The 22,789-nt window shown below is 65.3% G+C and carries 19 protein-coding genes, 1 tRNA gene and 1 pseudogene; 16 read left to right on the forward strand and 5 right to left on the reverse strand.

Features of this window, described 5'->3' with window-relative positions:
• From D9X30_RS26845 to D9X30_RS26885, 9 genes are all read left to right on the forward strand, one after another.
• Positions 1–198, forward strand: a complete 198-nt coding sequence (locus D9X30_RS26845; protein ID WP_153945386.1) for a hypothetical protein — start codon at positions 1–3, stop codon at positions 196–198.
• Positions 195–977 carry a cellulose biosynthesis protein BcsQ gene (gene bcsQ / locus D9X30_RS26850; protein WP_153945387.1) on the forward strand — a complete coding sequence of 261 codons (783 nt, stop codon included), beginning with the start codon at positions 195–197 and terminating at the stop codon, positions 975–977. Before D9X30_RS26845 ends, bcsQ begins: the two co-directional genes overlap by 4 nt.
• A complete protein-coding gene (gene bcsA, locus D9X30_RS26855) occupies positions 974–3,559 on the forward strand; it encodes a UDP-forming cellulose synthase catalytic subunit (RefSeq protein ID WP_153945388.1) in 2,586 nt (861 codons plus the stop codon). Before bcsQ ends, bcsA begins: the two co-directional genes overlap by 4 nt.
• 10 nt (positions 3,560–3,569) lie before the next feature.
• Positions 3,570–5,126, forward strand: a complete 1,557-nt coding sequence (bcsG, locus tag D9X30_RS26860) for a cellulose biosynthesis protein BcsG (protein ID WP_153945389.1) — start codon at positions 3,570–3,572, stop codon at positions 5,124–5,126.
• The gene (gene bcsR / locus D9X30_RS26865) at positions 5,123–5,371 is read left to right on the forward strand and encodes a BcsR/BcsP family cellulose biosynthesis protein (protein WP_153945390.1); all 249 of its coding nucleotides are present in this window, start codon (positions 5,123–5,125) and stop codon (positions 5,369–5,371) included. Before bcsG ends, bcsR begins: the two co-directional genes overlap by 4 nt.
• 149 nt (positions 5,372–5,520) lie before the next feature.
• Entirely contained in the window at positions 5,521–6,768 is a 1,248-nt protein-coding gene (locus tag D9X30_RS26870; RefSeq protein ID WP_153945391.1) for a SpoIIE family protein phosphatase, read from the forward strand.
• 30 nt (positions 6,769–6,798) lie between these two features.
• Positions 6,799–7,371, forward strand: coding sequence for a SiaB family protein kinase (locus D9X30_RS26875; RefSeq protein ID WP_153945392.1), 573 nt, complete (start codon positions 6,799–6,801; stop codon positions 7,369–7,371).
• Between the two features lie 25 nt (positions 7,372–7,396).
• On the forward strand, positions 7,397–7,786 hold the full coding sequence (locus D9X30_RS26880) for a DUF1987 domain-containing protein (protein ID WP_153945393.1): 390 nt from the start codon (positions 7,397–7,399) through the stop codon (positions 7,784–7,786).
• A gap of 32 nt (positions 7,787–7,818) precedes the next feature.
• The gene (locus D9X30_RS26885) at positions 7,819–8,535 is read left to right on the forward strand and encodes a GGDEF domain-containing protein (protein WP_153945704.1); all 717 of its coding nucleotides are present in this window, start codon (positions 7,819–7,821) and stop codon (positions 8,533–8,535) included.
• Positions 8,536–8,585: 50 nt separating this feature from the next.
• On the opposite strand, the gene D9X30_RS26890 is transcribed toward D9X30_RS26885, so the two are convergent.
• The gene (locus D9X30_RS26890) at positions 8,586–8,741 is read right to left on the reverse strand and encodes a hypothetical protein (protein WP_153945394.1); all 156 of its coding nucleotides are present in this window, start codon (positions 8,739–8,741) and stop codon (positions 8,586–8,588) included.
• A gap of 100 nt (positions 8,742–8,841) precedes the next feature.
• Here D9X30_RS26890 and D9X30_RS26895 point away from each other — a divergent pair, with 100 nt between their 5' ends.
• Positions 8,842–9,885 carry a hypothetical protein gene (locus tag D9X30_RS26895; RefSeq protein ID WP_153945395.1) on the forward strand — a complete coding sequence of 348 codons (1,044 nt, stop codon included), beginning with the start codon at positions 8,842–8,844 and terminating at the stop codon, positions 9,883–9,885.
• A gap of 300 nt (positions 9,886–10,185) precedes the next feature.
• Here the strand turns inward: D9X30_RS26895 and D9X30_RS26900 are convergent.
• The 3 genes and pseudogenes from D9X30_RS26900 to acs form a co-directional block, all read right to left on the reverse strand.
• A tRNA-Ser gene (locus D9X30_RS26900) sits at positions 10,186–10,276 on the reverse strand.
• Positions 10,277–10,375: 99 nt separating this feature from the next.
• Positions 10,376–12,426 (reverse strand): annotated as a pseudogene (locus D9X30_RS26905) (sodium:solute symporter family protein).
• Between the two features lie 117 nt (positions 12,427–12,543).
• Positions 12,544–14,526, reverse strand: coding sequence for an acetate--CoA ligase (gene acs, locus D9X30_RS26910; RefSeq protein WP_153945396.1), 1,983 nt, complete (start codon positions 14,524–14,526; stop codon positions 12,544–12,546).
• Between the two features lie 374 nt (positions 14,527–14,900).
• On the opposite strand from acs, the gene D9X30_RS26915 reads away from it, so the two are divergent.
• The 3 genes from D9X30_RS26915 to murI all read left to right on the forward strand — a co-directional run bounded on the left by D9X30_RS26915 (position 14,901) and on the right by murI (position 18,052).
• Entirely contained in the window at positions 14,901–15,488 is a 588-nt protein-coding gene (locus tag D9X30_RS26915; protein WP_153945397.1) for a TIGR00645 family protein, read from the forward strand.
• 142 nt (positions 15,489–15,630) lie between these two features.
• Positions 15,631–17,154 carry a fumarate hydratase gene (locus tag D9X30_RS26920; protein WP_153945398.1) on the forward strand — a complete coding sequence of 508 codons (1,524 nt, stop codon included), beginning with the start codon at positions 15,631–15,633 and terminating at the stop codon, positions 17,152–17,154.
• Positions 17,155–17,227: 73 nt separating this feature from the next.
• Positions 17,228–18,052: a glutamate racemase gene (gene murI, locus D9X30_RS26925; RefSeq protein WP_249641095.1), complete on the forward strand. Its 825-nt coding sequence runs from the start codon at positions 17,228–17,230 to the stop codon at positions 18,050–18,052.
• Here murI and D9X30_RS26930 read toward each other — a convergent pair.
• Positions 18,046–20,361: an AAA family ATPase gene (locus D9X30_RS26930; protein ID WP_153945399.1), complete on the reverse strand. Its 2,316-nt coding sequence runs from the start codon at positions 20,359–20,361 to the stop codon at positions 18,046–18,048. The two genes, murI and D9X30_RS26930, sit on opposite strands and share 7 nt — an antisense overlap.
• A gap of 455 nt (positions 20,362–20,816) precedes the next feature.
• On the opposite strand from D9X30_RS26930, the gene D9X30_RS26935 reads away from it, so the two are divergent.
• The 3 genes from D9X30_RS26935 to D9X30_RS26945 are packed head-to-tail and all read left to right on the forward strand — an operon-like array spanning position 20,817 to position 22,700.
• Positions 20,817–21,473, forward strand: coding sequence for an energy transducer TonB (locus tag D9X30_RS26935; protein WP_153945400.1), 657 nt, complete (start codon positions 20,817–20,819; stop codon positions 21,471–21,473).
• A gap of 50 nt (positions 21,474–21,523) precedes the next feature.
• Positions 21,524–22,255: a MotA/TolQ/ExbB proton channel family protein gene (locus D9X30_RS26940; protein WP_153945401.1), complete on the forward strand. Its 732-nt coding sequence runs from the start codon at positions 21,524–21,526 to the stop codon at positions 22,253–22,255.
• A gap of 31 nt (positions 22,256–22,286) precedes the next feature.
• The gene (locus D9X30_RS26945) at positions 22,287–22,700 is read left to right on the forward strand and encodes an ExbD/TolR family protein (RefSeq protein WP_153945402.1); all 414 of its coding nucleotides are present in this window, start codon (positions 22,287–22,289) and stop codon (positions 22,698–22,700) included.
• Positions 22,701–22,789 lie beyond the last annotated feature (89 nt).

The following is a 22,789-nucleotide window of genomic DNA, read 5'->3' on the forward strand; positions in this document are numbered from 1 at the left end:
ATGGCTACCTTTCTCGGCTATTTCATCTGGGGACTGATCCTGGCCGCGCCGCTGGCCTGGGTGACCTGGCGTTTGGACCTGCTGCGCTGGCTGCCGCGCTGGAGCGCGCCACGTCCGCGGCGGGCCGTTCGGCTGCCGCCGCAACTCGATGCGCTGGTGATCCGCGGCAAGCGCCAGTCCGGCGGAGGACGCCGATGAGCACGCGAACCCGGACGGATGCCGCCACCATCGCCATCGTCTCCACCACCGGCGGCGCGGGCCGCAGCACGCTGACCGCCGAACTGGCGTCGCTGCTGACCTGGCGCAAGCATCCGGTGCTGGCCGTGGAGTGCGATCCGCGCAACGTGCTGGGTTTCCACTTCGGCATGCGCGATATCCCGGCCGACGGCATCGGCGCGCACCTGCACGATGCCTCGGCCTCGGCCTGGGCAGCCAGCGGACAACGCAGCGACGACGGCGTGCTGTTCGTGCCATGGGGCGACAGCGCGGAGCTGGGCGCAATCGAGCGGTTGGCCGCCAACTGGCTGGCGCGCCAGATCGAACAGGTGGACTTGCCGCCCGGCAGCGCCATCTTGATCGACACCGCGCCGTGGCCGTCGGCGTATGCCAACCAGGCCATCGACGCCGCCGACCTGGTGCTGGTACTGGTGCCGGCCCAGCCGGAAACCTGCCTGACGCTGCGCCGCCTGACGGACAGCCTGGAGGCGCGCGGCAAGACCGCGCACTACGTGGCAACGCGGCTCCAGCCGGCGCGGCAGTTGCATGTCGATATCGTCGCCATGCTGCAGGCCACGCTGGGCCAGGCCATGCTGCCCTACCACGTGCATGAAGACAGCAGCGTGCCCGAAGCCCTGGCGCGCAGCGAGTGCTTCAGCCGCAGCACGCCCCATTCGCAGGCCGCGCACGACCTGAATGGGCTGGCATCTTGGCTGTCGGCGTGGATCGAATCGAACACGCCGGCCAGGAGCCCCGCATGAACACGCGCCTGCCACGGCTTCGACAGTGGATGGCGTCGGCCCGCCAGCGGCTGGCGCGCGAACTCGGCGTGGGCACCGGTACCCATCCGTTGCCCCATGCCGGCGACTGGCTGCTGCGCCTGTTCTTCCGCCCGCCGCGTCCCGGCAAGCCCGACATTCCTGCGGAGTGGGCCACGCTGATCTACCGGCGTTCGGTGGCGCGGCTCGGCATCGGCAAACGCCCATCCGCCGGCACCTGGGTGTGGCGCCTTTTCGTTCGCCCGCCCAGGCCGCGCGTGCGCCTTGCCGCCGACCCGCGCAAGCAGCGCGCCGCCGTCGAGCCCGAACGCACCGGCTGGCTGCGTCGATGGATGGATCGCGTGCTGGAACCGCTGTGGCATGCCGCGTCGCGGCTGCGGCACAAGGTGCTGACGCACCTGCCGCGCCCCGACTGGAATCGCGTGGCCTATGTCACGGAGGCCGTGTCGGCGCGCGTGGGCCGCATTCCGTTCGTGCTGCCGGTGTCGCTGGTGCTGGCCGCCATCGCCGCGCTCGCCGTCAGCACCACGCCGCTGCGCTTCGAGGACCAGGTTCTGCTGTTCGCCGTGGTCTGGCTCGTGCTGAGCGTGGTGCGGCGCGTACCGGGGCATCTGGCCACCATCACGATGATCGCCATCTCCACGCTGATGGCGGGCCGCTACATCTGGTGGCGATCCACCCAGACGCTGCAGTTTGCCAGCGCCATCGAGGCCGCAGTCGGCTACGTGCTGTACGCAGCCGAAATCTATACGTGGATCGTGCTGGCGCTCGGCTATCTGCAGACGGCCTGGCCGCTGCACCGCAAGCCGAAGGCCCTGCCGGCCGACCCCGGCCAGTGGCCGACCGTGGATGTCTTCATCCCGACCTACAACGAGTCGCTGAGCGTGATCCAGCCGACCGTCTACGCCGCACGCAGCATGGACTGGCCAGCGGACAAGCTGCGCGTCTTCATCCTCGACGATGGCCGCCGGCCACAGATCCGCGCCTTTGCCGAGGCCGCCGGCGTCGGTTACCTGACGCGCACCGACAACCACCACGCCAAGGCCGGCAACATCAACGCGGCACTGCCGAAGACCGACGGCGACTACATCGCCATCTTCGACTGCGATCACATCCCCACGCGCTCGTTCCTGCAGATGACCATGGGCGAGTTCCTGTCCGATCCGAACTGCGCGCTGGTGCAGACGCCCCATCACTTCTTCTCGCCCGATCCGTTCGAGCGCAACTTCGACACGTTCCGCCGCGTGCCCAACGAAGGCAGCCTGTTCTATGGCCTGATCCAGGACGGCAACGATTTCTGGAACGCCACGTTCTTTTGCGGGTCGTGCGCGGTGATCAAGCGCGGCCCGCTGCTGGAGATCGGCGGCATTGCCGTGGAGACCGTGACCGAAGACGCGCACACGGCGCTGAAGCTGCACCGGCGCGGCTACAACAGCGCCTACCTGCGCACCGTGCAGGCGGCGGGGCTGGCCACCGAAAGCCTGTCGGGCCATATCGGCCAGCGCATCCGCTGGGCGCGCGGCATGGCGCAGATCTTCCGGCTGGACAACCCGATGCTGGGCCGTGGCCTGAAGTTCTTCCAGCGGCTGTGCTACAGCAACGCGATGCTGCATTTCTTCTACGGCATCCCCCGGCTGATCTTCCTGACCATGCCGATTGCCTACCTGTACTTCGGGCTGCACGTGATCAATACGTCGGCGCTGCTGATCACGGCCTACGTGCTGCCGTACCTGCTGATCGCCAACATCACCAACTCCCGCCTGCAGGGGCGCTTCCGGCATTCGTTCTGGGCCGAGGTCTACGAGTCGGTGCTGGCGTGGTACATCGTGCTGCCCACCACGGTGGCCTTCATCAACCCGCGCGCGGGCAAGTTCAACGTGACGGCCAAGGGCGGCCAGATTGCCGACGACTACCTGGACTGGACGATCTCCAAGCCGTATCTGTTCCTGCTGGCCGTGAACGTGATCGGCCTGGGTGCGGGCATTGCCCGGCTGCTGTTCCGGGGCACCGAGGAACCCGCCACGGTGCTGATGAACATGGCCTGGGCCCTGTTCAACCTGATGATGCTGGGCGCGGCCATTGGCGTGGCGCGCGAGGCGCGCCAGGTGCGTGTGTCGCACCGCATTCCGATGCGCGTGCCCGCCACGCTGCTGCTGCCCGATGGCCGCACGCTGGCCTGCAAGACCGAGAACTATTCGATTGGCGGGCTGGGCGTGGTGCTGCCCATCGACGTGCCGCTGCAGGAAGGTTCGCGGGTGGGCGTGTGCCTGTCGCGTGGCCCCCGCACCTATCATTTTCCGGCCGTGGTCACACGCAACGTGAACCGGCATCTGGGCGTGCGGATGGAAGACCTGACGATGGCGCGCGAGACGCAACTGATCCAGTGCACGTTCGGCCGTGCCGATGCATGGGTCGACTGGCTGGACGACGAGCGCGTGGACGCGCCGCTGCGCAGCCTCAAGGAAGTCATGGAGATGGGCTACCAGGGCCTGCTGCGGCTCTATGACGCCCTGGTCGATGCCGTGGACCTGGTCATGGCGCGACGCCGTTCGCGCCAGCCCTGATCGAGACAACATGGGACTCTGGAACCTCTACTTCCTCGCCAAGCTCTACCTGTTCCACACCGGGCAGATGAAGCCGATATGGCTGCTGAACCTCCTGTTCGCGCTGCTGCTGGTCATGCCGATGGAGTCGCGCCCGCTGCGGGTGATCCGGCAGGTGCTGGCCATCGCGGTGGGGGCGGCGCTGGCATGGCGCGAATCGACCCTGCCGCCGTTCGAGCGCGTGATCTCGCAGTTCGCGAACATCCGCGCCTTCACGCCCGCCTATCTGATGGAACTGCTGCAGCGGCTGGTGACGATCCAGATGGTGGTGGCCGTGCTGCTGGCCCTGGTGATCTTCCTGCTGCTCAACCGCTGGCTGCGCACCACCACGTTCGTGCTGATCGCCCTGTTCGCGATGCCGTTCTGGTACGGCCCGGGCGTGACGCTGCCGGGCCGGGGCGCGGCCGTGGCGCAGGCGGCCAACAGCCCGCGCGCGGATATCAACGCCACCAGCAACTACGACGCCATCCTGACCGCATTCCGCGAGCAGGAGGCGCAGCGCACGGCCACGGTGTCGCCGCTGACGGCCAGCCCCGACGCGCAGTTCGACGTCATCGTGCTGCATATCTGTTCGCTGTCGTGGGACGACCTCGATGCGGCCAGGAGCCTGAACCACCCGCTGCTGTCGCGCTTCGACTACCTGTTCAAGAACTTCAGTTCGGCGGCCAGCTACAGCGGCCCGGCGGCCATCCGCGTGCTGCGCGGCGCGTGCGGCCAGGCGCCGCACAAGAACCTGTACGACCCCGCCCCCGCCGAATGCCACATCTTTGCGGATCTGGCGCAGGCCGGCTTTACGCCTCACGTACTGATGAACCACGACGGCCGCTTCGACAATTTCCGCGGCTTTGTCGACAAGGAGATCGGCATGCCGGGCGTGCAGCCGGAAGCCACCGACGGTGTGCCGGTGGCCATGCGCGCGTTCGACGATTCGCCGGTTCTGGGCGACTTCGACACGTTCGACCACTGGTACAGGCAGCGCCTGACGCGGGACAAGAAGCCGGTGGCGCTGTATTACAACACCGTGACGCTGCACGACGGCAACCGGCTGCCGGGCAAGCGGCTGACCAGCCTGGAGTCGTATCCGCTGCGGCTCAAGGCGCTGCTGGACGACGTGGACAGGATCATCGACACCATCGCCAAATCGGGCCGCAAGGCCGTGGTGGTGTTCGTGCCCGAGCATGGCGCGGCGCTGCGCGGCGACAGGAACCAGATCTCTGGCCTGCGCGAGATTCCCACGCCCAACATCATCCACGTGCCGGTCGGCGTCAAGCTGGTGGGCCTGCCCGGCACCGACACACCCCAGCCGGTGACCATCGACGCGCCGATGAGCTTTCTGGGGCTGTCGCAACTGGTGTTCAATCTCGTGGCGGATAGCCCGTTCCGGCAGGGCGCGCCGGCGCTGTCGCACTATTCCGACGACCTGCCGCAAACCCAGATGGTCGGCGAGAACGAAGGAACGATCACGATGAAGCGCACCGACGGCTACGTGGTGCATACGCCCGACGGTGTCTGGGTGGAGCAGAAATGAGCGCGCGTCCGATTACCAGATCCATCACGTCGCGCAAGGCGGCCATCGCCTACAACGACATCGACGCGCTGGCCCAGAAGGTGGACGGCTTTGACGCCCGCCACTACTTCGACCAGCAAGGCGAGGTGGAAACGGCCGAAGCCGCGCAACGCTGGCCGCTGCTGGCGCGGGTGTTGGGGCTGTCGTCGCTGCCTCGCCGCGCCGCCTCCCCCTCGCTTTGCGCATCGCGAAACGACGGCACTTGATACTGCATTGGGCGCCATTTAAAACCGCTAATGCCGCCACCCCTCGCGAGTAGGGCCTTAAGCCTTGATTTGAAAGGCTTTTCGTCACGGATTCGACATAATGGCCGCCTAGACTCGGGGCCATTTTCCAATTCCCCGCTCGCTCCGTCATGTCCGGTTTTCTGGTGGATTCTCCTGCTGCGCGACCGCGCTTCCGGCAGCCGTGCGCGGAGGATCTGGCCGTGTCCACGCCCTCGGTCACCACTGACCATACGAACCAGGACGTGCTGGAAGTCTTTGCGCTGCACCGGGAACTGGCCTGCCTGCCCGTCACCGAGCAAGGCCGGCCCATCGGCCTGATCAACCGGTCGATCTTCCTGTCGCAGATGAGCAAGCCGTACCACCGCGAGCTCTACAACCGCAAGAGCTGTATCGCATTCATGGACAAGGAGCCTCTCGTCGTCGACGCCGAGATGAGCATCGAGGCCCTGACGTTCCGCACGGTGGAATACGGCGAAAAGGCGCTGGCCGACGGCTTCATCGTGGCCCGCGCCGGCCAGTACCTGGGCCTGGGCCACGGCCTGCAGCTGATGCGTGTGGTGGCCGACATGCAGGCCGAGCGCAACCGCCAGATCATGCACAGCATCGACTACGCCAGCACCATCCAGCGGGCCATGCTGCGCACGTCGCGCGAGACCCTGGCCGCCACGCTGGCCGATGCCGCGCTGGTCTGGGAACCGCGCGACGTGGTGGGCGGCGACTTCTACCACTTTGCCGCCTTCAGGGACGGCTGGTTTGCCGCGCTGGCCGACTGCACGGGCCACGGCGTGCCGGGTGCCTTCATGACGCTGATCGCGTCGTCGCTGCTGAGCCAGGCCCTGGAGCAACTGGGGCCACGCGACCCCGGCGCGCTGCTGATGGCCGTGAACCGCGGCATCAAGCAGATGCTGGCGCAGACCGGTCGGGAACCACGGCAGACGCCTGACGCATCCGAATCGGACGATGGCCTGGATGCCGCATTCTTCTGGTTCGACAACGCCACGCGGCAACTGACATTTGCGGGCGCGAAGTCGGCGCTGTTCGTGCTGCAGCCCGGCGACGCGGAGGGGGCCATGATCAACGGCGCCCGCATGGGCGTGGGTTACGTGGGCACGGCCATGGACTACGTCTGGCACAACAGCGCCGTGCAGACGCAGACGGGCACGCTGGTCTTCGTGACCACCGACGGGCTGATCGACCAGATCGGCGGCCCCAGGGAAATTGCTTTCGGCAAGCGCCGCATGCGCGAGGCGATCTGCGCACAGCGCGACGCCTCGGCCGCACGGATCAGCGACGCCGTACTGGACGCGCATCGCGCGTGGCAAGGCGAACAACGCCGCCGCGACGACCTGACATTCTTCTGCTTCCGTGCGCAATGACAACCGACCTGCGCACCCAACCGCTTGCCCATGACCGCCGCACAATCGATTGACAAGGAATATGAGCCGTTCTTCCAGATGGCTCGGGAACGCAACGTGATTTTCTACTACGTCGGCTATTTTTCGCAGAACATCATCGCCGCCATGTCCGATGCGGTGCGACTGCAGCTTACCGTGAGCGGCGTGGACGGCACCACGCGGCGCAAGCTGTTCTCGTCGTTCGTGGAGATGGCGCAGAACATCGTCCACTATTCGTCCGACTCGCTGACGTCGCCGTCGCAGCCGGACGGGCAGCTGCGCCACGGTTCGGTCTGCATCAGCATGGTGGACGAACACTACCGCCTGATGTGTTCGAATCCGGTATCGTCCGCCCGCGTCGAGCAACTGCGCGGCACGCTGGACAAGGTACGGACCATGACCCTCGAAGAAATCAAGCGTGCCTACAAGGAAACGCTGCGCGCCGAAACCCCCGAAGGCAGCAAGGGTGCCGGGCTTGGCATCCTGACGATGGCGCGCGACGCGAGCGCACCCCTGGAGTACAACTTTCAGCCGATCGACACGGACCCGGTCTCGACGATGTTCCAGCTCGTCGCCACCATCTGACCCCGACCGATCGCACCGAACCGCCATGGAAAACCTGTTCATCGCCGCCACGCCAAGCTCGCCCGAAGTGAGCTTCGACTTCGCGCGGCACACGCTCTCGCTCAAGGGCGAGTCCTACCCCGAGAATGCCGCCGTGTTCTACGGCGAGGCGATCAGCCGCCTGCGCAAGTACCTGGCCGACTGCGACGATGCGGACGTGACCGTGAACGTGGCCCTGACGTACTTCAACAGCTCGAGCACCAAGATGCTGTTCAGCATGTTCGATGCCCTCAACGAGGCGGCCGAGCGCGGCAACCACGTGACGCTGCACTGGTTCCACGACGAAGACGACGACACCATCCTGGAGTTCGGCCAGGAACTGCACGACGACTTCCCCGCCATCGACTTCATCGACGAAGTGACCACCAGCAGTTGAACGCGCCGCGCGACATGCCCCCCGCCGCAGCCATGTCGGAACCCGACCTGTTCGAATCGGAGAACAGCGCCCTGGCCCATGCCAAGGCCGTGTTCTGCGACGTGGACGCCGGGGAGGACGCCTATCGCCATACGCTGGGCCAGCTGATCAGCTATTACGAACGGCTGATGCGCGAGACGCGCCGCCTGATCCGCCGCAGCGATCGCGAGGAGCTGGAAATGAACCGGCTGAACCACCGGCTGCAGGAACTGGCCCAGGAACTGGAGTATCGCGCCACGCACGATACGCTGACCGGCGCCCTGAACCGCGGCGCCGTGATCGACCGGGCCACCGCCGCGCTGGCGCGCGGCAGCCTGGCACTGATCGTGCTGGACATCGACCACTTCAAGCGGCTCAACGACGATTTCGGCCATCCCGCCGGCGACACGGTGATCTGCGGCGTCACGGCCTGCCTGAAGGACACGGTCCGTGCCGAAGGCGCGATCGGCCGCGTGGGGGGCGAGGAATTTGCCGCGCTGCTGCCCGATGTCTCGATGGACGATGCGCTGGAGCTGGCCGAGCAGATGCGCTGCGCCATCGCCGGCCACGCATTTCCGTCACCCGTCCACCGCCAGGTGACGGCCAGCTTCGGCGTGAGCTGGTCAGCCCAGGGCCGCACATTCGAGCACGCCTACGGCCGCGCCGACGAGGCCCTGTACGAAGCCAAACGCAGCGGGCGCAACCGCGTGGCCTGCGCCATCACGGCCTGAGCCGATCCGCCGACCCGGCGGCCCGGCGCCCGCCGCAGCCTGCCTGATTCCTATTGCCTGATCCGCTCCGGGTGCGTGGCGTAGTACGCCAGCACCAGCGATGCGGTGAACGCCATGCCAGCCACGGCAAAGGCAATCAACGTCGGCATGGCAAAACCCCGGCTTTCCTTCGACATGCGAACCTCCTTGAATGGACGTTCTTGCATGGTAGGCGTCCTCGCCCCACTTTGCGAACTGTCTTATAGCGATTGCCCGCGCGATGGCCGACAGTCGAGGTTGAACATTTTTCAACCGGAGGTCTCAGGCATGACGCCCAAACAGCAAAGACACCGCTCACGCTCGAAAAGACACCGCAACGTCCGCGACGGTGGGATCCTGCGCGGCGAATTTGATGCCAACGTTCGACGGCTCGACGAACGCATGAATCGTATGTTCGCCAAAAGCGACGAACGGTACAGAAAGGAGTGCGAAGCACGCGACGAGCGGCTCAGGAAGGAGTGGCAAGAGCGAGACGAGCAGCGCAGGAAGGCGTTGCAAGAACAAGACGAGCAGCGCAGGAAGGAACGCGAAGAACAACACGCGCAGCGCAGGAAGGAACGCCAAGAACAAAAGCAGCAGCGCAGGAAGGAACGCGAAGAACAGGACGCGCAACGCAGGAAGGAACGCGAGGAACATGACGAGCGGCTCAGGAAGGAACGCGAGGAGCAGGACGAGCGGCTCAGGAAGGAACGCGAGAAGCGGAAAGAAGAATATGAAAAGCAGTGCAAAGAACAAAGCGAACGGGACAGAAGGGAAGCCGAGAGGCGCATTGAAGAATCCAACCGGCGGACCGACGCGCTGTTGATGGGCATGGATGAACGCTTCGCCGCGCAGTCCCGAAGCCTGGAGCAGCGGCTCGCCATCGAGCTAAATAACTTCCGCGAAATGATGGCCGTCAATTTGCGCAGCATGGACAAGCGCATAGACGACATGAAGGAGCAATTCACGGCCCAGACGATGGCGATACGCGAGGACGTCGTGGAAATCCGCAGGGAATCGAAACTGCTGCGATGGAATATCTGGATCGCGGCCTGCACGACCGTCCTGGGCGTGGCGGGCGCGATGTCTGCGATGAACTCAGTCATCATCAGCGCGTTAGAGTCGGGCCGCGGCGCGTCGGCGGCGGTTGCCCGGCAAGTGACGCCGCCCGCGACGCCGCCTGCAACGCCGCCCAGCCCCACGAACATGACAAATCTGTCATCCGGTCACACCGGGAAACCAGCCGCATCGTCGGACGTTAGCACTCACACGCCCCTCCACCGTAGGGAAGACGCCGGAGATACATTAAAAGACAATCGGTCTCAGTCATGATTGACCCCATGACATTTCACCCGGCCCGCTCGCCCCCGCGCAGCGGGCATTTTTTTGGGCGAATACTGGGAGAGGACGCCCCGTCCGGATGCGGCGCTCAGCGGCAGCGCAGGAGCGGAAATGACGATGCCCGCTGGCGCGGGCATCAGAATTCTGGCGGAGAGAGGGGGATTCGCCTACACACGCGCAGGCCGCGGATTCGCTTGCAAGCGAATCCCTTCGACTCCCCCACGCAAGCCAAACCATTGGCTTGCTTCTCTCCGGAAATGACGATGCCCGCTGGCGCGGGCATCAGAATTCTGGCGGAGAGAGGGGGATTCGAACCCCCGATAGGCTATTAACCTATACACGCTTTCCAGGCGTGCGACTTAAACCACTCATCCATCTCTCCGGGAAGTCCGCGATTATAGCAGAGCAGGCGCGGGTGTCCAGCAGCGATACGCCGGACGATGCCAAAACCCGCTGGACGCCTCCAGGCGTGACATGGCCCCTACCCCTTCCTCAAATAATTCACCAGCCGATCGATCACCGGCGCGTTCCTGGGCGTGATCAGGCTGACCAGTATGGCGGCCGCGAAGCCGGCCGGGACGCCGAATGCTCCGGACGCGATCGGGTCCACGCCGAACCATCGGTTGCCGAAAATGCCGGTCATGCGGGTGAAGAACGGGTAGTTCACGAAGATGTAGTACACCGCCACGGCAAGGCCGGTCGCCATGCCGGCGACGGCACCGGCGGCCGTGGTACGGCGCCAGAAGATGGCCAGCACCAGCACCGGGAAGAAGCTCGATGCCGCGAGCGAGAAAGCCGCGCCGACCAGGAACAGGATATTGCCGGGCCGCAGCGATGTGACGTATGACGCAAACAGCGCCACGCCCAGCAACACCACCTTGGCCGTGGTCACGCGGCGCTGGTGCGTCGCCTGGCGGTCGATCATGTGGTAGTAGACATCGTGGGACAGCGCGTTGGCGATGGTCAGCAGCAATCCGTCCGCCGTCGACAGTGCCGCGGCCAGTGCGCCGGCGGCGACCAGGCCGGAAATCACATAGGGCAGGCCGGCGATTTCCGGCGCGGCCAGCACGATCATGTCGGGCTGGATCAGTATCTCGGCCCATTGCACGATGCCGTCGCCATTCATGTCGCGGATGCCGAATACCGGCGGATCGACCTTGCGCCATTGCACCACCCACTGTGGCAGTTCCGCGTACGGCGTGCCCACCAGGTGCTGGAAAAACTCGACCTTGACCAGCGCCGCCAGCGTCGGCGCCGACACATAGAGCAGCGCGATACAGAACACGGCCCACGCCACGGAATTGCGGCTTTCCTTGACCGATGGCGTCGTGTAGAGCCGCGTCAGGATATGGGGCAGGCTGGCCGTGCCGACCATCAGGCAAAACACCAGCAGCACGAAATTGAGCCGGCGCGTCTTGCGTTCCTGCTCCGACGCCGCGGGATACGGCTCGGTCGATGGCGTGGAAGGCTGGCTGCGCGCCAGGGCTTCTTCCCGCTGCTGCGTCCACTGCTGCAGGGCCGCCGCGGCATCGCCTGGAAACGCCTGCCGTTCGCGCTCCACCGTCTTGATCTCGCGCAGCGGCGCATTGCGGGCGCGTAGCTCCAGCAGGCGTGCATCGAGCAGTTGCCGCTCCTCGTTGAATGACATCGGCAGCCGGGCAATGCGATCCTGCAGGTCGATGGCCTGCTGGCGGAAAATCTCGCGCACCTGCTGTTCCGCGGGATCGTGATCGAGCTGCTTCTCCGCAGCGTCGATCTGCTGCAGCAGGCCGCCATAGCTGACCTGCGGCAACACCTGGTGGTGATGCTTCCAGGCAATCAGCGACACCGCCAGCAGGAAGGCCACGATCAGCATGATGTACTGGGCCACCTGCGTCCACGTCACGGCGCGCATGCCGCCCAGGAACGAACATACCAGGATGCCGGCCAGGCCGAAGAACACGCCCACCGCGAATTCCACGCCGATAAAGCGCGTGACGATCAGCCCCACGCCCTGGATCTGGGCCACCAGGTAGACGAACGAACATAGCGATGCGGCCAGTACGGCAATCGCCCGCACGGGGATATTGCCGCCCGGCTTGCCATTGCCATAGCGCGCCGCCAGAAAATCGGGAATCGTATATCCGCCATATTTGCGGAGATACGGCGCCAGCAGGAATGCCACCAGGCAGTAGCCGCCGGTCCAGCCCATCACATAGGCCAGCCCCTCGTAGCCCGACGCGAAAATGATGCCGGCCAGGCCGATGAACGAGGCGGCGCTCATCCAGTCCGCCGCGATGGCCATGCCGTTGAACATGGCCGGCACGCGCCGGCGGCCACATAGTATTCGTTGAGATCCGAGGTGCGGCAGATCAGTCCGATGCACGCATAGATTGCGATCGTGACGAACAGGAACACGTAGCCCAGCCAGAGCGCATCGGCGTTCGAATGCTCGAGCAGGCCCATCATGCCGACGAAGCCGAACAGGCCGAGCGTGAACAGGCCGTAGTACAGCATCAGCCGGCGGCGAAAGCGCGACTGGGTGTCTGGCATCAGCGCAACGATAAGTGGGAATCAGTGTGGGAAAAAAGCATTGTGCCCGCCCCGGGCGTCGCCGGGGCGGGCACAACGTGGGTCACGCAGCCGAATAGCGTGCATGAACCGGTGACGTTACTGCGCCTGCTTCAGTTGGTCCAGGATGGCCGGGTTTTCCAGCGTCGAGGTGTCCTGCGTGATTTCTTCGCCCTTGGCCAACGACCGCAGCAGGCGTCGCATGATCTTGCCGGAGCGCGTCTTGGGCAGGTTGTCGCCAAAGCGGATGTCTTTCGGCTTGGCGATCGGGCCGATTTCCTTGCCCACCCAGTTGCGCAGTTCGGCGGCGATCTTCGTGGCTTCGTCGCCGGTCGGACGCGACCGCTTGAGCACCACGAACGCGCAGATGGCCTCGCCCGTGGTGTCGTCGGGGCGGCCCACCACGGCGGCCTCGGCCACGATCGGGTTCGACACCAGCGCCGATTCGATCTCCATCGTGCCCATGCGGTGCCCCGACACGTTCAGCACGTCGTCGATGCGGCCCATGATCGTGAAATAGCCGGTGTCCTTGTCGCGGATCGAGCCGTCGCCGGCCAGGTACAGCGTGCCGCCCAGTTCCTCGGGGAAGTAGCTCTTCTTGAAGCGTTCCGGATCGCCCCAGATCGTGCGGATCATCGACGGCCACGGGCGCTTGATCACCAGGATGCCACCGCTGCCGTTCGGCACGTCCTGGCCCGTTTCATCGACGATGGCCGCCATGATGCCCGGCAGCGGCAGCGTGCACGAACCCGGCACCAGCGGCGTGGCCCCCGGCAGCGGCGTGATCACGTGGCCGCCGGTTTCGGTCTGCCAGAACGTGTCCACGATCGGGCAGCGTTCCTGGCCGATGTTCTTGTAGTACCACATCCACGCCTCGGGATTGATCGGCTCGCCAACGGTGCCGAGCAGGCGCAGGCTCGACAGGTCGTACTGCGTCGGGTGGATCTTCTCGTCGGCCTCGGCCGCCTTGATCAGCGAACGGATCGCGGTGGGCGCCGTGTAGAAGATGCTGACCTTGTGGCGCTGGATCATCTCCCAGAAACGCCCGGCGTTCGGGAAGGTCGGCACGCCTTCGAACACGACCTGCGTGGCGCCCGCGGCCAGGGGCCCGTAGGCAATATAGGTATGGCCGGTGACCCAGCCGATATCGGCGGTACACCAGAACATGTCTTCGGGCTTGACGTCGAACGTCCAGCGCATCGTCATCAGCGCCCACAGCAGGTAGCCGCCGGTGCTGTGCTGCACGCCCTTGGGCTTGCCGGTGGAGCCCGACGTATAGAGCACGAACAGCGGATGCTCGGCGCTGACCGGCTCGGCTTCGCAGTGGTCGGGCTGGCCGGCCGACACGTCTTCCATATAGCGGTCGCGGCCTTCGGTCCAGGCCACCTTGCCGCCGGTGCGGCGATAGACCACCACATGCTTGACCGCTTCGCAGCCGCCCAGCGCCAGCGCCTCGTCGGCAATCGCCTTGAGCGGCAGCGCCTTGCCGCCGCGCATCTGTTCGTCGGCGGTGATCAGCGCCACGGCGCCCACGTCCACCAGGCGTTCCTGCAGCGACTTGGCCGAGAAACCGCCGAACACCACCGAATGCGTGGCGCCGATGCGCGCGCAGGCCTGCATGGCCACCACGCCTTCCACCGACATCGGCATGTAGATGACCACGCGGTCACCCTTCTTGATGCCCAGCGCCTTCAGGCCGTTGGCGAAGCGGCTGACCTTCGCCAGCAGTTCCTTGTAGCTGACGCGCGCGACGGCGCCGTCGTCCGCTTCGAAGACGATGGCGGTCTTGTCGCCATTGCCCTTCTCGATATTGCGCTCGAGGCAGTTGTACGACGCATTGAGCTGGCCATCCTCGAACCACTTGTAGAACGGCGCATTGCTTTCGTCCAGCACCTTGGTGAACGGCTTGTGCCAGTGCAGCAGTTCGCGGGCGTGGCGCGCCCAGAAGCCTTCGTAGTCGCGCTCCGCCTCGGCGCACAGGGCGTTGTACGCCTCCATGCTCGGAATCGCGGCGTTCTTCGCGAACGACTCCGGGGGATTGAAAACGCGATGCTCCTGCATTACCGACTCGATGGCGGACATGGGTTGTCTCCTGGTTTGGCTTTGACTGCTTTGGGTGCAAGGTACGCCCGGCGCCTTACTTAAACCTGACTTTCCACTGCGGGCGATGCTGCGATGCAGCAGCTCTGGCAAGGCACGGCACGGGAGACTTGGGGGCACAAGTGCAGTCGGCTCTACTAAGTTAGCACAGCTATATGGGGCCGGCCCCAAATACCTGAACGCCGCGCCTAGCCTTTCCATCGGCTTGCAGGTCTTGCGTCCCGCCCTGGCCATGGCCGCCCCGAGGCACTAACGAATCGTTACCCGGCCGCGCTGTCAGGCGTCATGGGCTGCACGGTACAATCGACCCCCGTTTCGATTGTCTGCTGACATTGACATCTTCTTCCGGCATCGCCATGGATCAACACACCCCGCTACACCCCGCTCCGCTTCGTCCGCTTCGTCCCATCCCCCGCATCATCTTTGCCTCGCGCTGGCTGCAGCTGCCGCTCTACCTGGGCCTGATCGTCGCGCAGGGCGTCTACGTCTACCACTTCCTGGCCGAGGTCTGGCATCTGCTGGCACACGTCACCACCTATGACGAAACCAAGATCATGCTCGTCGTGCTGGGCCTGATCGACGTGGTGATGATCTCGAACCTGCTGATCATGGTGATCGTGGGCGGCTACGAGACCTTCGTCTCGCGCCTGGGCATCGACAATCATCCCGACGAGCCCGAATGGCTGGACCACGTCAACGCCGGCGTATTGAAGGTCAAGCTGTCCATGGCGCTGATCGGCATCTCGTCGATCCACCTGCTGAAGACCTTTATCGATGCCGAGCAGCGCAGCACACACACGATCATGTGGCAGGTGATCATCCACATCGCGTTCCTGGCATCCGCGCTGGCCATGGCCTGGGTGGACCGCATGGTGTCGCATCCGCACCCGGCCGCCGGCCATGGCGCCGCCGGCACCGATGGTGCGCCGCAACAGGCACACTAGACAGCGCCCCGCGCCGAGGTGACTCATTCGCCTCACGGCAATACCCGACCAAAGGTGTCGACGGCTGTATGCAACCCGGACAGCCGTCGCCGCCACGGTGTATCATCCCGGGCTGTGTTTCACCGCTGCCCTCCCCCACAAAATGACAGTCATCAAGCAAGAAGACCTCATCCAGAGCGTCGCCGACTCGCTGCAGTACATCAGCTACTACCACCCGATGGACTACATCACCAGCCTGGGCCGCGCCTATGAGCTGGAACAGAGTCCGGCCGCCAAGGACGCGATTGCCCAGATCCTGACCAACAGCCGCATGTGCGCCGAAGGCAAGCGCCCGCTGTGCCAGGACACCGGCATCGTGACGATCTTTGTCAAGGTGGGGATGGACGTTCGCTGGGATGGCGCCACCATGGGCCTGACCGAGATGATCAACGAAGGCGTGCGCCGCGGTTACACGCACCCGGACAACGTGCTGCGTGCGTCGATCGTCAGCCCGCCCGAAGGCGCCCGCAAGAACACCAAGGACAACACCCCGGCCGTGATCCACTATGAAGTGGTGCCGGGCAATACCGTCGACATCCAGGTGGCCGCCAAGGGCGGTGGCTCGGAAAACAAGTCGAAGTTCGTCATGCTGAACCCGTCCGACTCGATCGTGGACTGGGTGCTGAAGACCGTGCCGACGATGGGCGCCGGCTGGTGCCCGCCGGGCATGCTCGGCATCGGCATCGGCGGCACTGCCGAGAAGGCGATGGTGATGGCCAAGGAATCGCTGATGGAATCCATCGACATCCAGGACATCATCGCCCGCGGCCCGAAGGACTGGATCGAGGAAATGCGCGTCGAGCTGTACGAGAAAGTCAACGCGCTGGGCATCGGCGCACAGGGCCTGGGCGGCCTGGCCACCGTGCTGGACGTCAAGATCATGGCATCGCCGACGCACGCGGCATCGAAGCCGGTGGCCATGATCCCGAACTGCGCGGCCACCCGCCACGTGCACTTCACGCTGGACGGCAGCGGCCCGGCCAGGCTGGAAGCCCCCGACCTGTCGGCCTGGCCGCAGGTGGAGTGGGCGCCGAACACCGAAACGTCGAAGCGCGTCGACCTGAACACGCTGACGCCGGAAGAAGTGGCTTCGTGGAAGCCGGGCCAGACGCTGCTGCTGAACGGCAAGATGCTGACCGGCCGCGACGCCGCGCACAAGCGCATCGCCGACATGCTGGCCAAGGGCGAGAAGCTGCCGCTGGACTTCACGAACCGCGTGATCTACTACGTGGGCCCCGTGGACCCGGTGCGCGACGAAGTGGTTGGCCCGGCCGGCCCGACGACGGCCACCCGCATGGACAAGTTCACCGAGACCATGCTGTCGCAGACCGGCCTGATCGCCATGATCGGCAAGGCCGAGCGCGGCCCGGTGGCGATCGAATCGATCCAGAAGCACAAGTCGGCCTACCTGATGGCTGTGGGCGGAGCCGCCTACCTGGTGTCGAAGGCGATTCGCGGCGCGAAGGTGCTGGCCTTCGAAGACCTGGGCATGGAAGCGATCTACGAGTTCGACGTCAAGGACATGCCGGTGACGGTGGCCGTGGACAGCTCGGGCACGTCGGTCCACAAGACCGGCCCCGCCGAGTGGCAGGCCAAGATCGGCAAGATTCCGGTCGCAGCGGCCTGATCGCCAGACTGGTCAATTGCGGTGCAAAGCCGGACAATTGCTGTCCGGCTTTTTTCATTCCCGAGTCAAAGGCGTGAACCCCTCCCCCATCGGCATCTTCGATTCCGGCCTGGGCGGCTTGTCCGTCCTGCGCGAAGTCCGCGCCATGCTGCCGCACGAGTCGTTGATCTACTTCGCCGATTCGCGCTACGCGCCGTACGGCGACAAGCCCGAACGATTTGTCGAAGCCCGCACGCTGCAGGTCTGCGAATGGCTGGTGGCACAGGGCTGCAAGGCGCTGGTGATCGCCTGCAACACGGCGACCATGCATGCCGTGCAGACGCTGCGCGAGCGCCTGGACGTGCCGATCATCGGCGTGGAACCGGGGCTCAAACCCGCGGCGTCGCTGAGCCAAAGCAAGGTGGTGGGCGTACTGGCCACCGCCAATACGCTCAAGAGCGCCAAGTTCAACCGCCTGCTGACGTCGCTGGCGCACGACAGCCAGTACCTGTGCGCGGCCGGCCATGGGCTGGTCTCGCTGATCGAACAGGGCGACGTATCGGGCCCGGCGATTCGCGAGAAGCTCGACTCGTACCTGCGGCCCATGCTCGATGCCGGCGCCGACACCCTGGTACTGGGCTGCACGCACTACCCTTTCCTGTCGGAAACGATTCGCGAGATGGTGGGCAACCGCCTGGCGCTGATCGACACCGGCACGGCCATCGCGCGCCAGCTGGCCCGCAAGCTGGCCGAGTTCGGCCTGGCGGCCTGCCCCGACGCGACGCCGGCCATACGCTACCTGTCGACCAAGGACGCCGCGCACTTGCGCGAAATGGCGTGGGCGCTGCTCAACGTGGAAGCCCGCGCCGAGACCGTGGCCATCGAACCGGCGCCCGCCATCGACCCCTCGGGCTACTGAATGAAGCCTACCGGCTTGTGATGCCGCACCTCGGGCTTCACGGCATGCTCCTGGCGCAGCTGGGCCAGGAATTCGTCGGCCGTCAGCGCCTCGCCCAGCACCACTGACTGGCGCTTCACCGTCGCGAAATCGCCAGGCGTCAGGCAATCCATGCTGTCGAGATCGCGGCGGATGGCATCGGTCATGCGCGCGGCATCGCCATCGAGCGCCTCGTCGACGAACATCGCCTCGCGCTGCGCGGGCTTGAGCGGCAGAAAGCGGATCTTGAACGAGAAGCGCCGCAGGGCGGCCTCGTCGATGCGGTCGAACAGGTTCGTGGTGCAGACGAAGATACCGTTGAAGCGCTCCATGCCCTGCAACATCTCGTTGACCTCGGACACCTCGTAGTTGCGCACCGCCTGCTGGCGGCTCTGCATGAAGCTGTCGGCCTCATCGAGCAGCAACACCGCGCCGTCTTCCTCGGCGCGCGCAAACATGGCGGCGATCTGCTGCTCGGTCTCGCCTACATACTTGCTCATCAGGTCCGAGGCACGCCGGATCATCAGCGGCAGGTCCAGCGCCGCTGCGATGTGCTCGGCCAGCGCCGTCTTGCCGGTACCGGGCGGCCCGTAGAAGCACAGCGTGCCGCGCCGGCGCGCCCCCAGCGCCTGCACGATCTTCTCCACGGCGTAGCGCGTTTCCAGGTTCAGGTTGTCCAGCCGGTAGTGCGTCACCACCGGGCGCGCCTCGGCTTCGGGACGCAGGCCCATCGCGCGGTCGGCATGCTCGAGCTGGCGCAGGATCAACGCCTCGACCGGTTCATCGACATCGGGCCGCGCCAGCTCGACGAACCGTGCGGCCGACTGCACCTGCGCCGGCGTCAGCGTCTTGCGCGCCGCCAGGGTCGCCACGAAGGCGTCGCTGACCGCCAGGTTGCCAAGGTGCTTGCGAATAATGTTCTCGCGTACCTGGGGTGGCGGAATCTTTAATTCGAGATGGAACTGGAAGCGCCGCAGATAGGCAGGGTCGATCTGCCGGATTGAATTGGAAATCCAGATCACCGGCACCGGGTTCTGCTCCAGCGTCTGGTTGACCCACGCCTTGCCGTTGACGGACGCGCGCGTGTCCTCCTGGCCGAACAGGCTCATCAGTTCGCGCGCACTGCCCGGAAACACATCCTCGACCTCGTCGAACAGCAGTGCCGTGCGCGGACGCCCCCTCAGAAAGGCCTGCGACACCTGCAACGACCGGTATCGATCCTTGCCCGACAGGCTGTTGCCATCGCGGTCGAAGCAGTCCACCTCGTAGAGTTCACACCCGGCCTCGCGCGCCACCAGCCGTGCGAATTCGGTCTTGCCCGTGCCAGGCGGGCCATAGATCAGCACGTTGACGCCGCTCGCATTCTGGCGCGTGGCATTGCCGAGCAAGGCGGTCAGATAGCGGGCATCGGTCTCGACGTGCGGATAGTCGGTGGTGCCCAGCGTGGGCGGCGCCGCGGGCCGCGTGAAGACCGCCATCATCTCGGCCTCGCTCGCGTAGTTGCCCAGCAGCACGTGCAGCAGGCGGTCGGACAGGCGCATCAGATCGCCAAGATCGGTCACGCTGTTTTCCGGCAGCGGCTGTTCGATCAGGTTCAGCGTCTCCAGGCGTGACCCCGGTCGCAGCGACGACGCAATATCGGCCGGACTGGCCGCGGTCAGGCCACCAAGGATCTGGAACGCTTCCTGGCTGTGGGCCACCTTGCAGTCGACCATTACCGCGCGCAGGTCGCGCTTGTACTTGGCCAGCGCCGCGTAGAGCAGCAGCTTGCGCTCGTGGTCCGGCAGGTTCAGCACGTGGCTGAGCATGTCGATATTGCGCACCAGCAGCACGCGCTCGCCATCGAGCCGCGACGCAATCGCGGCCGACGACGCGGCAAAGACCGCGAACATGTCCTTGGCGTGATGCTTGACGTATTCGTCCAGATAGTAAAACAGCGCGCTTTCGTCGAAAGCACTGTTCCACTGGCCGTGGCGCTCCAGGAATTCCTCGGGCGACAGGCGCGAGGCGCCTTTCCACGCAGGCATGTCGGCGCAACGCGCGGACAGGAAGCGTTGCACGCGCAGCACCACGCCGTACGGCCACACCATTTCCTGCGCGCTGACGGTCAGCACGTCATTGATATTGCTGCGCAGATTGAAACGCGGCCCAAGCGCGCAGACCACGCGCAGCGCAAACTGGGCGCACATCCAGTCGAGCGCCGAAGTGCCCACCGTGCCGGACGACGCGCGCAACAACGTGCTGCGGTCGTCCATCGTGCGGTCGTCTTCAGCAAAACGGGTGAAATCCATGGCTGGTTCCCTTCGCACGGGGCGCGGGGCGTCCGGACCGCGGGGAACGCCTGGCCTGTGCCGTGTCTGCCGCTAACTGGGGATTTCTAATAATCGTAGCGCGGATTTCCGCGGGTGGGGCATCGGCGGCATGCCGCGGGCGCGACCTGCCCCACGTAACGCCAGATCGACATGCTGCCCGGCATTGCTGCGGCGTCCGCAATGAAGCGGCCGCAGAATATCGTCACGCATTGCACAATGCGCAACAAATAAGAATCATTATCGTTTATACTATCTCGCTGATACGCTACCCAAGAGTGGCGCTCCCCCTGTAACCGGTTACTAGACAGCTGTGTTTCTTTGGAGCGTTATCATCATGGAATTGCTAATGAGCCTGCTGGTTGGATGTGGAATCTCGCTGATCCTGTTCTACCGCAAGTGATTGTGCCGCCAGGCGGACACCAGTCGTTCCTCTCATGTTCGATCAACGATTTTTAAAGATCACCGTTGCGGTCCTGCTGTTCCATGTCGGGCTGCTGTATTTGATCCAGAGCGGGCTGGCCCGCAAGATGACGGAGGCCGTCATGGCCCCGGAGATCATCGCCCGCATCATCCCGATGGAGCAGCCGAAGCCCGAGCCGCCCGCCCCCGAACCTCCCAAGGCACAACCTACGCCGCCAAAACAGGTCAAAGTGGTAACACCGCGTCCGACGCCGCCCAAGCCGCAGCCGACGCCAACCCCGGTCGCCAATCTGCCGCCGACGCCGAACGCCATCGAAGCGCCGCCCGCGCCGCCTGCACCGCCGGCGCCTGAGCCGCCCGCGCCGCCGCCGGCTGCCACCAATGCCGCACCGCGTGCGGTCGGCATCGGCGAAATGGCGTGCTCGCAACCCGCGCCGGTGTATCCGCGCCAGTCGCAGCGCATGGGCGAGACCGGCGAGGCCGTGATCCGGTTGAATTTCGACGAGACCGGCAAGGTCGTGAAGGCCGTGGTGTCGAAGACCAGCGGGTCCGACCGCCTGGACGAAGCCGCGCTGACCGCCGCCAAGGCGATCCGCTGCAAGCCGTACATGGAGAACGGGCGCGCCATGGCCGCCACCGCGCAGCAACCGATCAAATTCGAACTGAACTAATTTCCCGGAATTTTCCGATACCCTAAACACTGACACTTTCAGGAACCACCATGCAGGACCTCGGACTCTCCCACCTCTGGTCGCAAGGCGATTTCGTCATGCGCGCGACCGCCATCATTCTGCTGATCATGTCGCTGCTGTCGTGGATCGTGATTCTCACCAAGGCGTGGGATCTGGTTCGCCTCAAGAAGATGGCGCAGGGCGCGGAAAAACGCTTCTGGCATTCGGACGACTTCGACCACGCGCTCGACACCCTGGGTGCCAGCGACGCCAACCCGTTCCGCACGCTGGCCGTTACCGGCAAGGAAGCCGCCCAGCACCATCGCGCGAGCCAGCCGCAACTGCATGACGCGCTGGACATCTCCGACTGGCTGACCCGCTCGCTCAAGAGCGCGATCGACGAAGCGGTTGCCCGCATGCAGTCGGGCCTGGCCGTGCTGGCCTCGGTGGGCTCCACGGCACCGTTCGTGGGACTGTTCGGCACCGTGTGGGGAATTTATCACGCGCTGATCGGCATTGGCGCCTCGGGCGTGCCGACCATCGACAAGGTCGCCGGCCCCGTGGGCGAGGCCCTGATCATGACGGCCTTCGGCCTGGCCGTGGCCATCCCCGCCGTGCTGGGCTACAACGCCCTGAGCCGTGGCAACAAGGGCGTGATCAGCAAGCTGAACCGTTTTGCGCATGACCTGCACGCCTACTTCGTGACCGGCGCCCGTGTGCGTCCGACCTCCGCCAACCGCGCTACCGACGATGCGTCGATGCGCCTGGCCGTCAAGAACTGAGCGCGATTTCTAGCGCCTGAAGGAAAGCATCATGGCATTCGGCACCCTCGACGGCGACGATGACGAGGTGATGAGCGAGATCAACATGACTCCGCTGGTGGACGTCATGCTGGTGCTCCTGATCATCTTCATCATCACGATTCCCGTCATCAACCATGCGGTAAAGATCGACTTGCCGCGTGCGACCAACCAGCCCAACGACGCCAAGCCGCAAAGCATCAACGTGTCCGTCGATGCGCAAGGCAAGGTGTTCTGGAACCAGGAAGAAGTGGATCAGGCGCAGTTGGAACAGCGCATTGCGAGCGCCGCGCAACTGCAGCCGCAGCCCGAGCTGCACCTGCGCGCGGACCGCGACGTGCGCTACGAGCGCGTGGCCGAAGTCATGGCCGCCGCGCAGCACGGCGGGCTGGGCAAGATCGGCTTTATCACCGAACCGAAGCACTGATCCCGCTTTTGCCGGCGCTCAGGAGCCGCTTCGTTTTCGCCGCAAAGGGCACCTTCGGGTGCCCTTTTGCATGGGGGCGCCAAGCGCAA

This window comes from Cupriavidus sp. U2 (assembly GCF_009663685.2).
Classification (GTDB): Bacteria; Pseudomonadota; Gammaproteobacteria; order Burkholderiales; family Burkholderiaceae; genus Cupriavidus; species Cupriavidus necator_C.

Coding starts and splice junctions, on each gene's coding strand:
- D9X30_RS26935 (WP_153945400.1), top strand. CDS start 20,817: ATGTTCGATCAACGATTTTTAAAGATCACCGTTGCGGTCCTGCTGTTC.
- D9X30_RS26880 (WP_153945393.1), top strand. CDS start 7,397: ATGGAAAACCTGTTCATCGCCGCCACGCCAAGCTCGCCCGAAGTGAGC.
- D9X30_RS26895 (WP_153945395.1), top strand. CDS start 8,842: ATGACGCCCAAACAGCAAAGACACCGCTCACGCTCGAAAAGACACCGC.
- bcsQ (WP_153945387.1), top strand. CDS start 195: ATGAGCACGCGAACCCGGACGGATGCCGCCACCATCGCCATCGTCTCC.
- D9X30_RS26875 (WP_153945392.1), top strand. CDS start 6,799: ATGACCGCCGCACAATCGATTGACAAGGAATATGAGCCGTTCTTCCAG.
- bcsA (WP_153945388.1), top strand. CDS start 974: ATGAACACGCGCCTGCCACGGCTTCGACAGTGGATGGCGTCGGCCCGC.
- bcsG (WP_153945389.1), top strand. CDS start 3,570: ATGGGACTCTGGAACCTCTACTTCCTCGCCAAGCTCTACCTGTTCCAC.
- acs (WP_153945396.1), bottom strand. CDS start 14,526: ATGTCCGCCATCGAGTCGGTAATGCAGGAGCATCGCGTTTTCAATCCC.
- D9X30_RS26890 (WP_153945394.1), bottom strand. CDS start 8,741: ATGCAAGAACGTCCATTCAAGGAGGTTCGCATGTCGAAGGAAAGCCGG.
- D9X30_RS26930 (WP_153945399.1), bottom strand. CDS start 20,361: ATGGATTTCACCCGTTTTGCTGAAGACGACCGCACGATGGACGACCGC.
- bcsR (WP_153945390.1), top strand. CDS start 5,123: ATGAGCGCGCGTCCGATTACCAGATCCATCACGTCGCGCAAGGCGGCC.
- D9X30_RS26870 (WP_153945391.1), top strand. CDS start 5,521: ATGTCCGGTTTTCTGGTGGATTCTCCTGCTGCGCGACCGCGCTTCCGG.
- D9X30_RS26940 (WP_153945401.1), top strand. CDS start 21,524: ATGCAGGACCTCGGACTCTCCCACCTCTGGTCGCAAGGCGATTTCGTC.
- D9X30_RS26845 (WP_153945386.1), top strand. CDS start 1: ATGGCTACCTTTCTCGGCTATTTCATCTGGGGACTGATCCTGGCCGCG.
- D9X30_RS26945 (WP_153945402.1), top strand. CDS start 22,287: ATGGCATTCGGCACCCTCGACGGCGACGATGACGAGGTGATGAGCGAG.
- D9X30_RS26920 (WP_153945398.1), top strand. CDS start 15,631: ATGACAGTCATCAAGCAAGAAGACCTCATCCAGAGCGTCGCCGACTCG.
- D9X30_RS26915 (WP_153945397.1), top strand. CDS start 14,901: ATGGATCAACACACCCCGCTACACCCCGCTCCGCTTCGTCCGCTTCGT.
- D9X30_RS26885 (WP_153945704.1), top strand. CDS start 7,819: ATGTCGGAACCCGACCTGTTCGAATCGGAGAACAGCGCCCTGGCCCAT.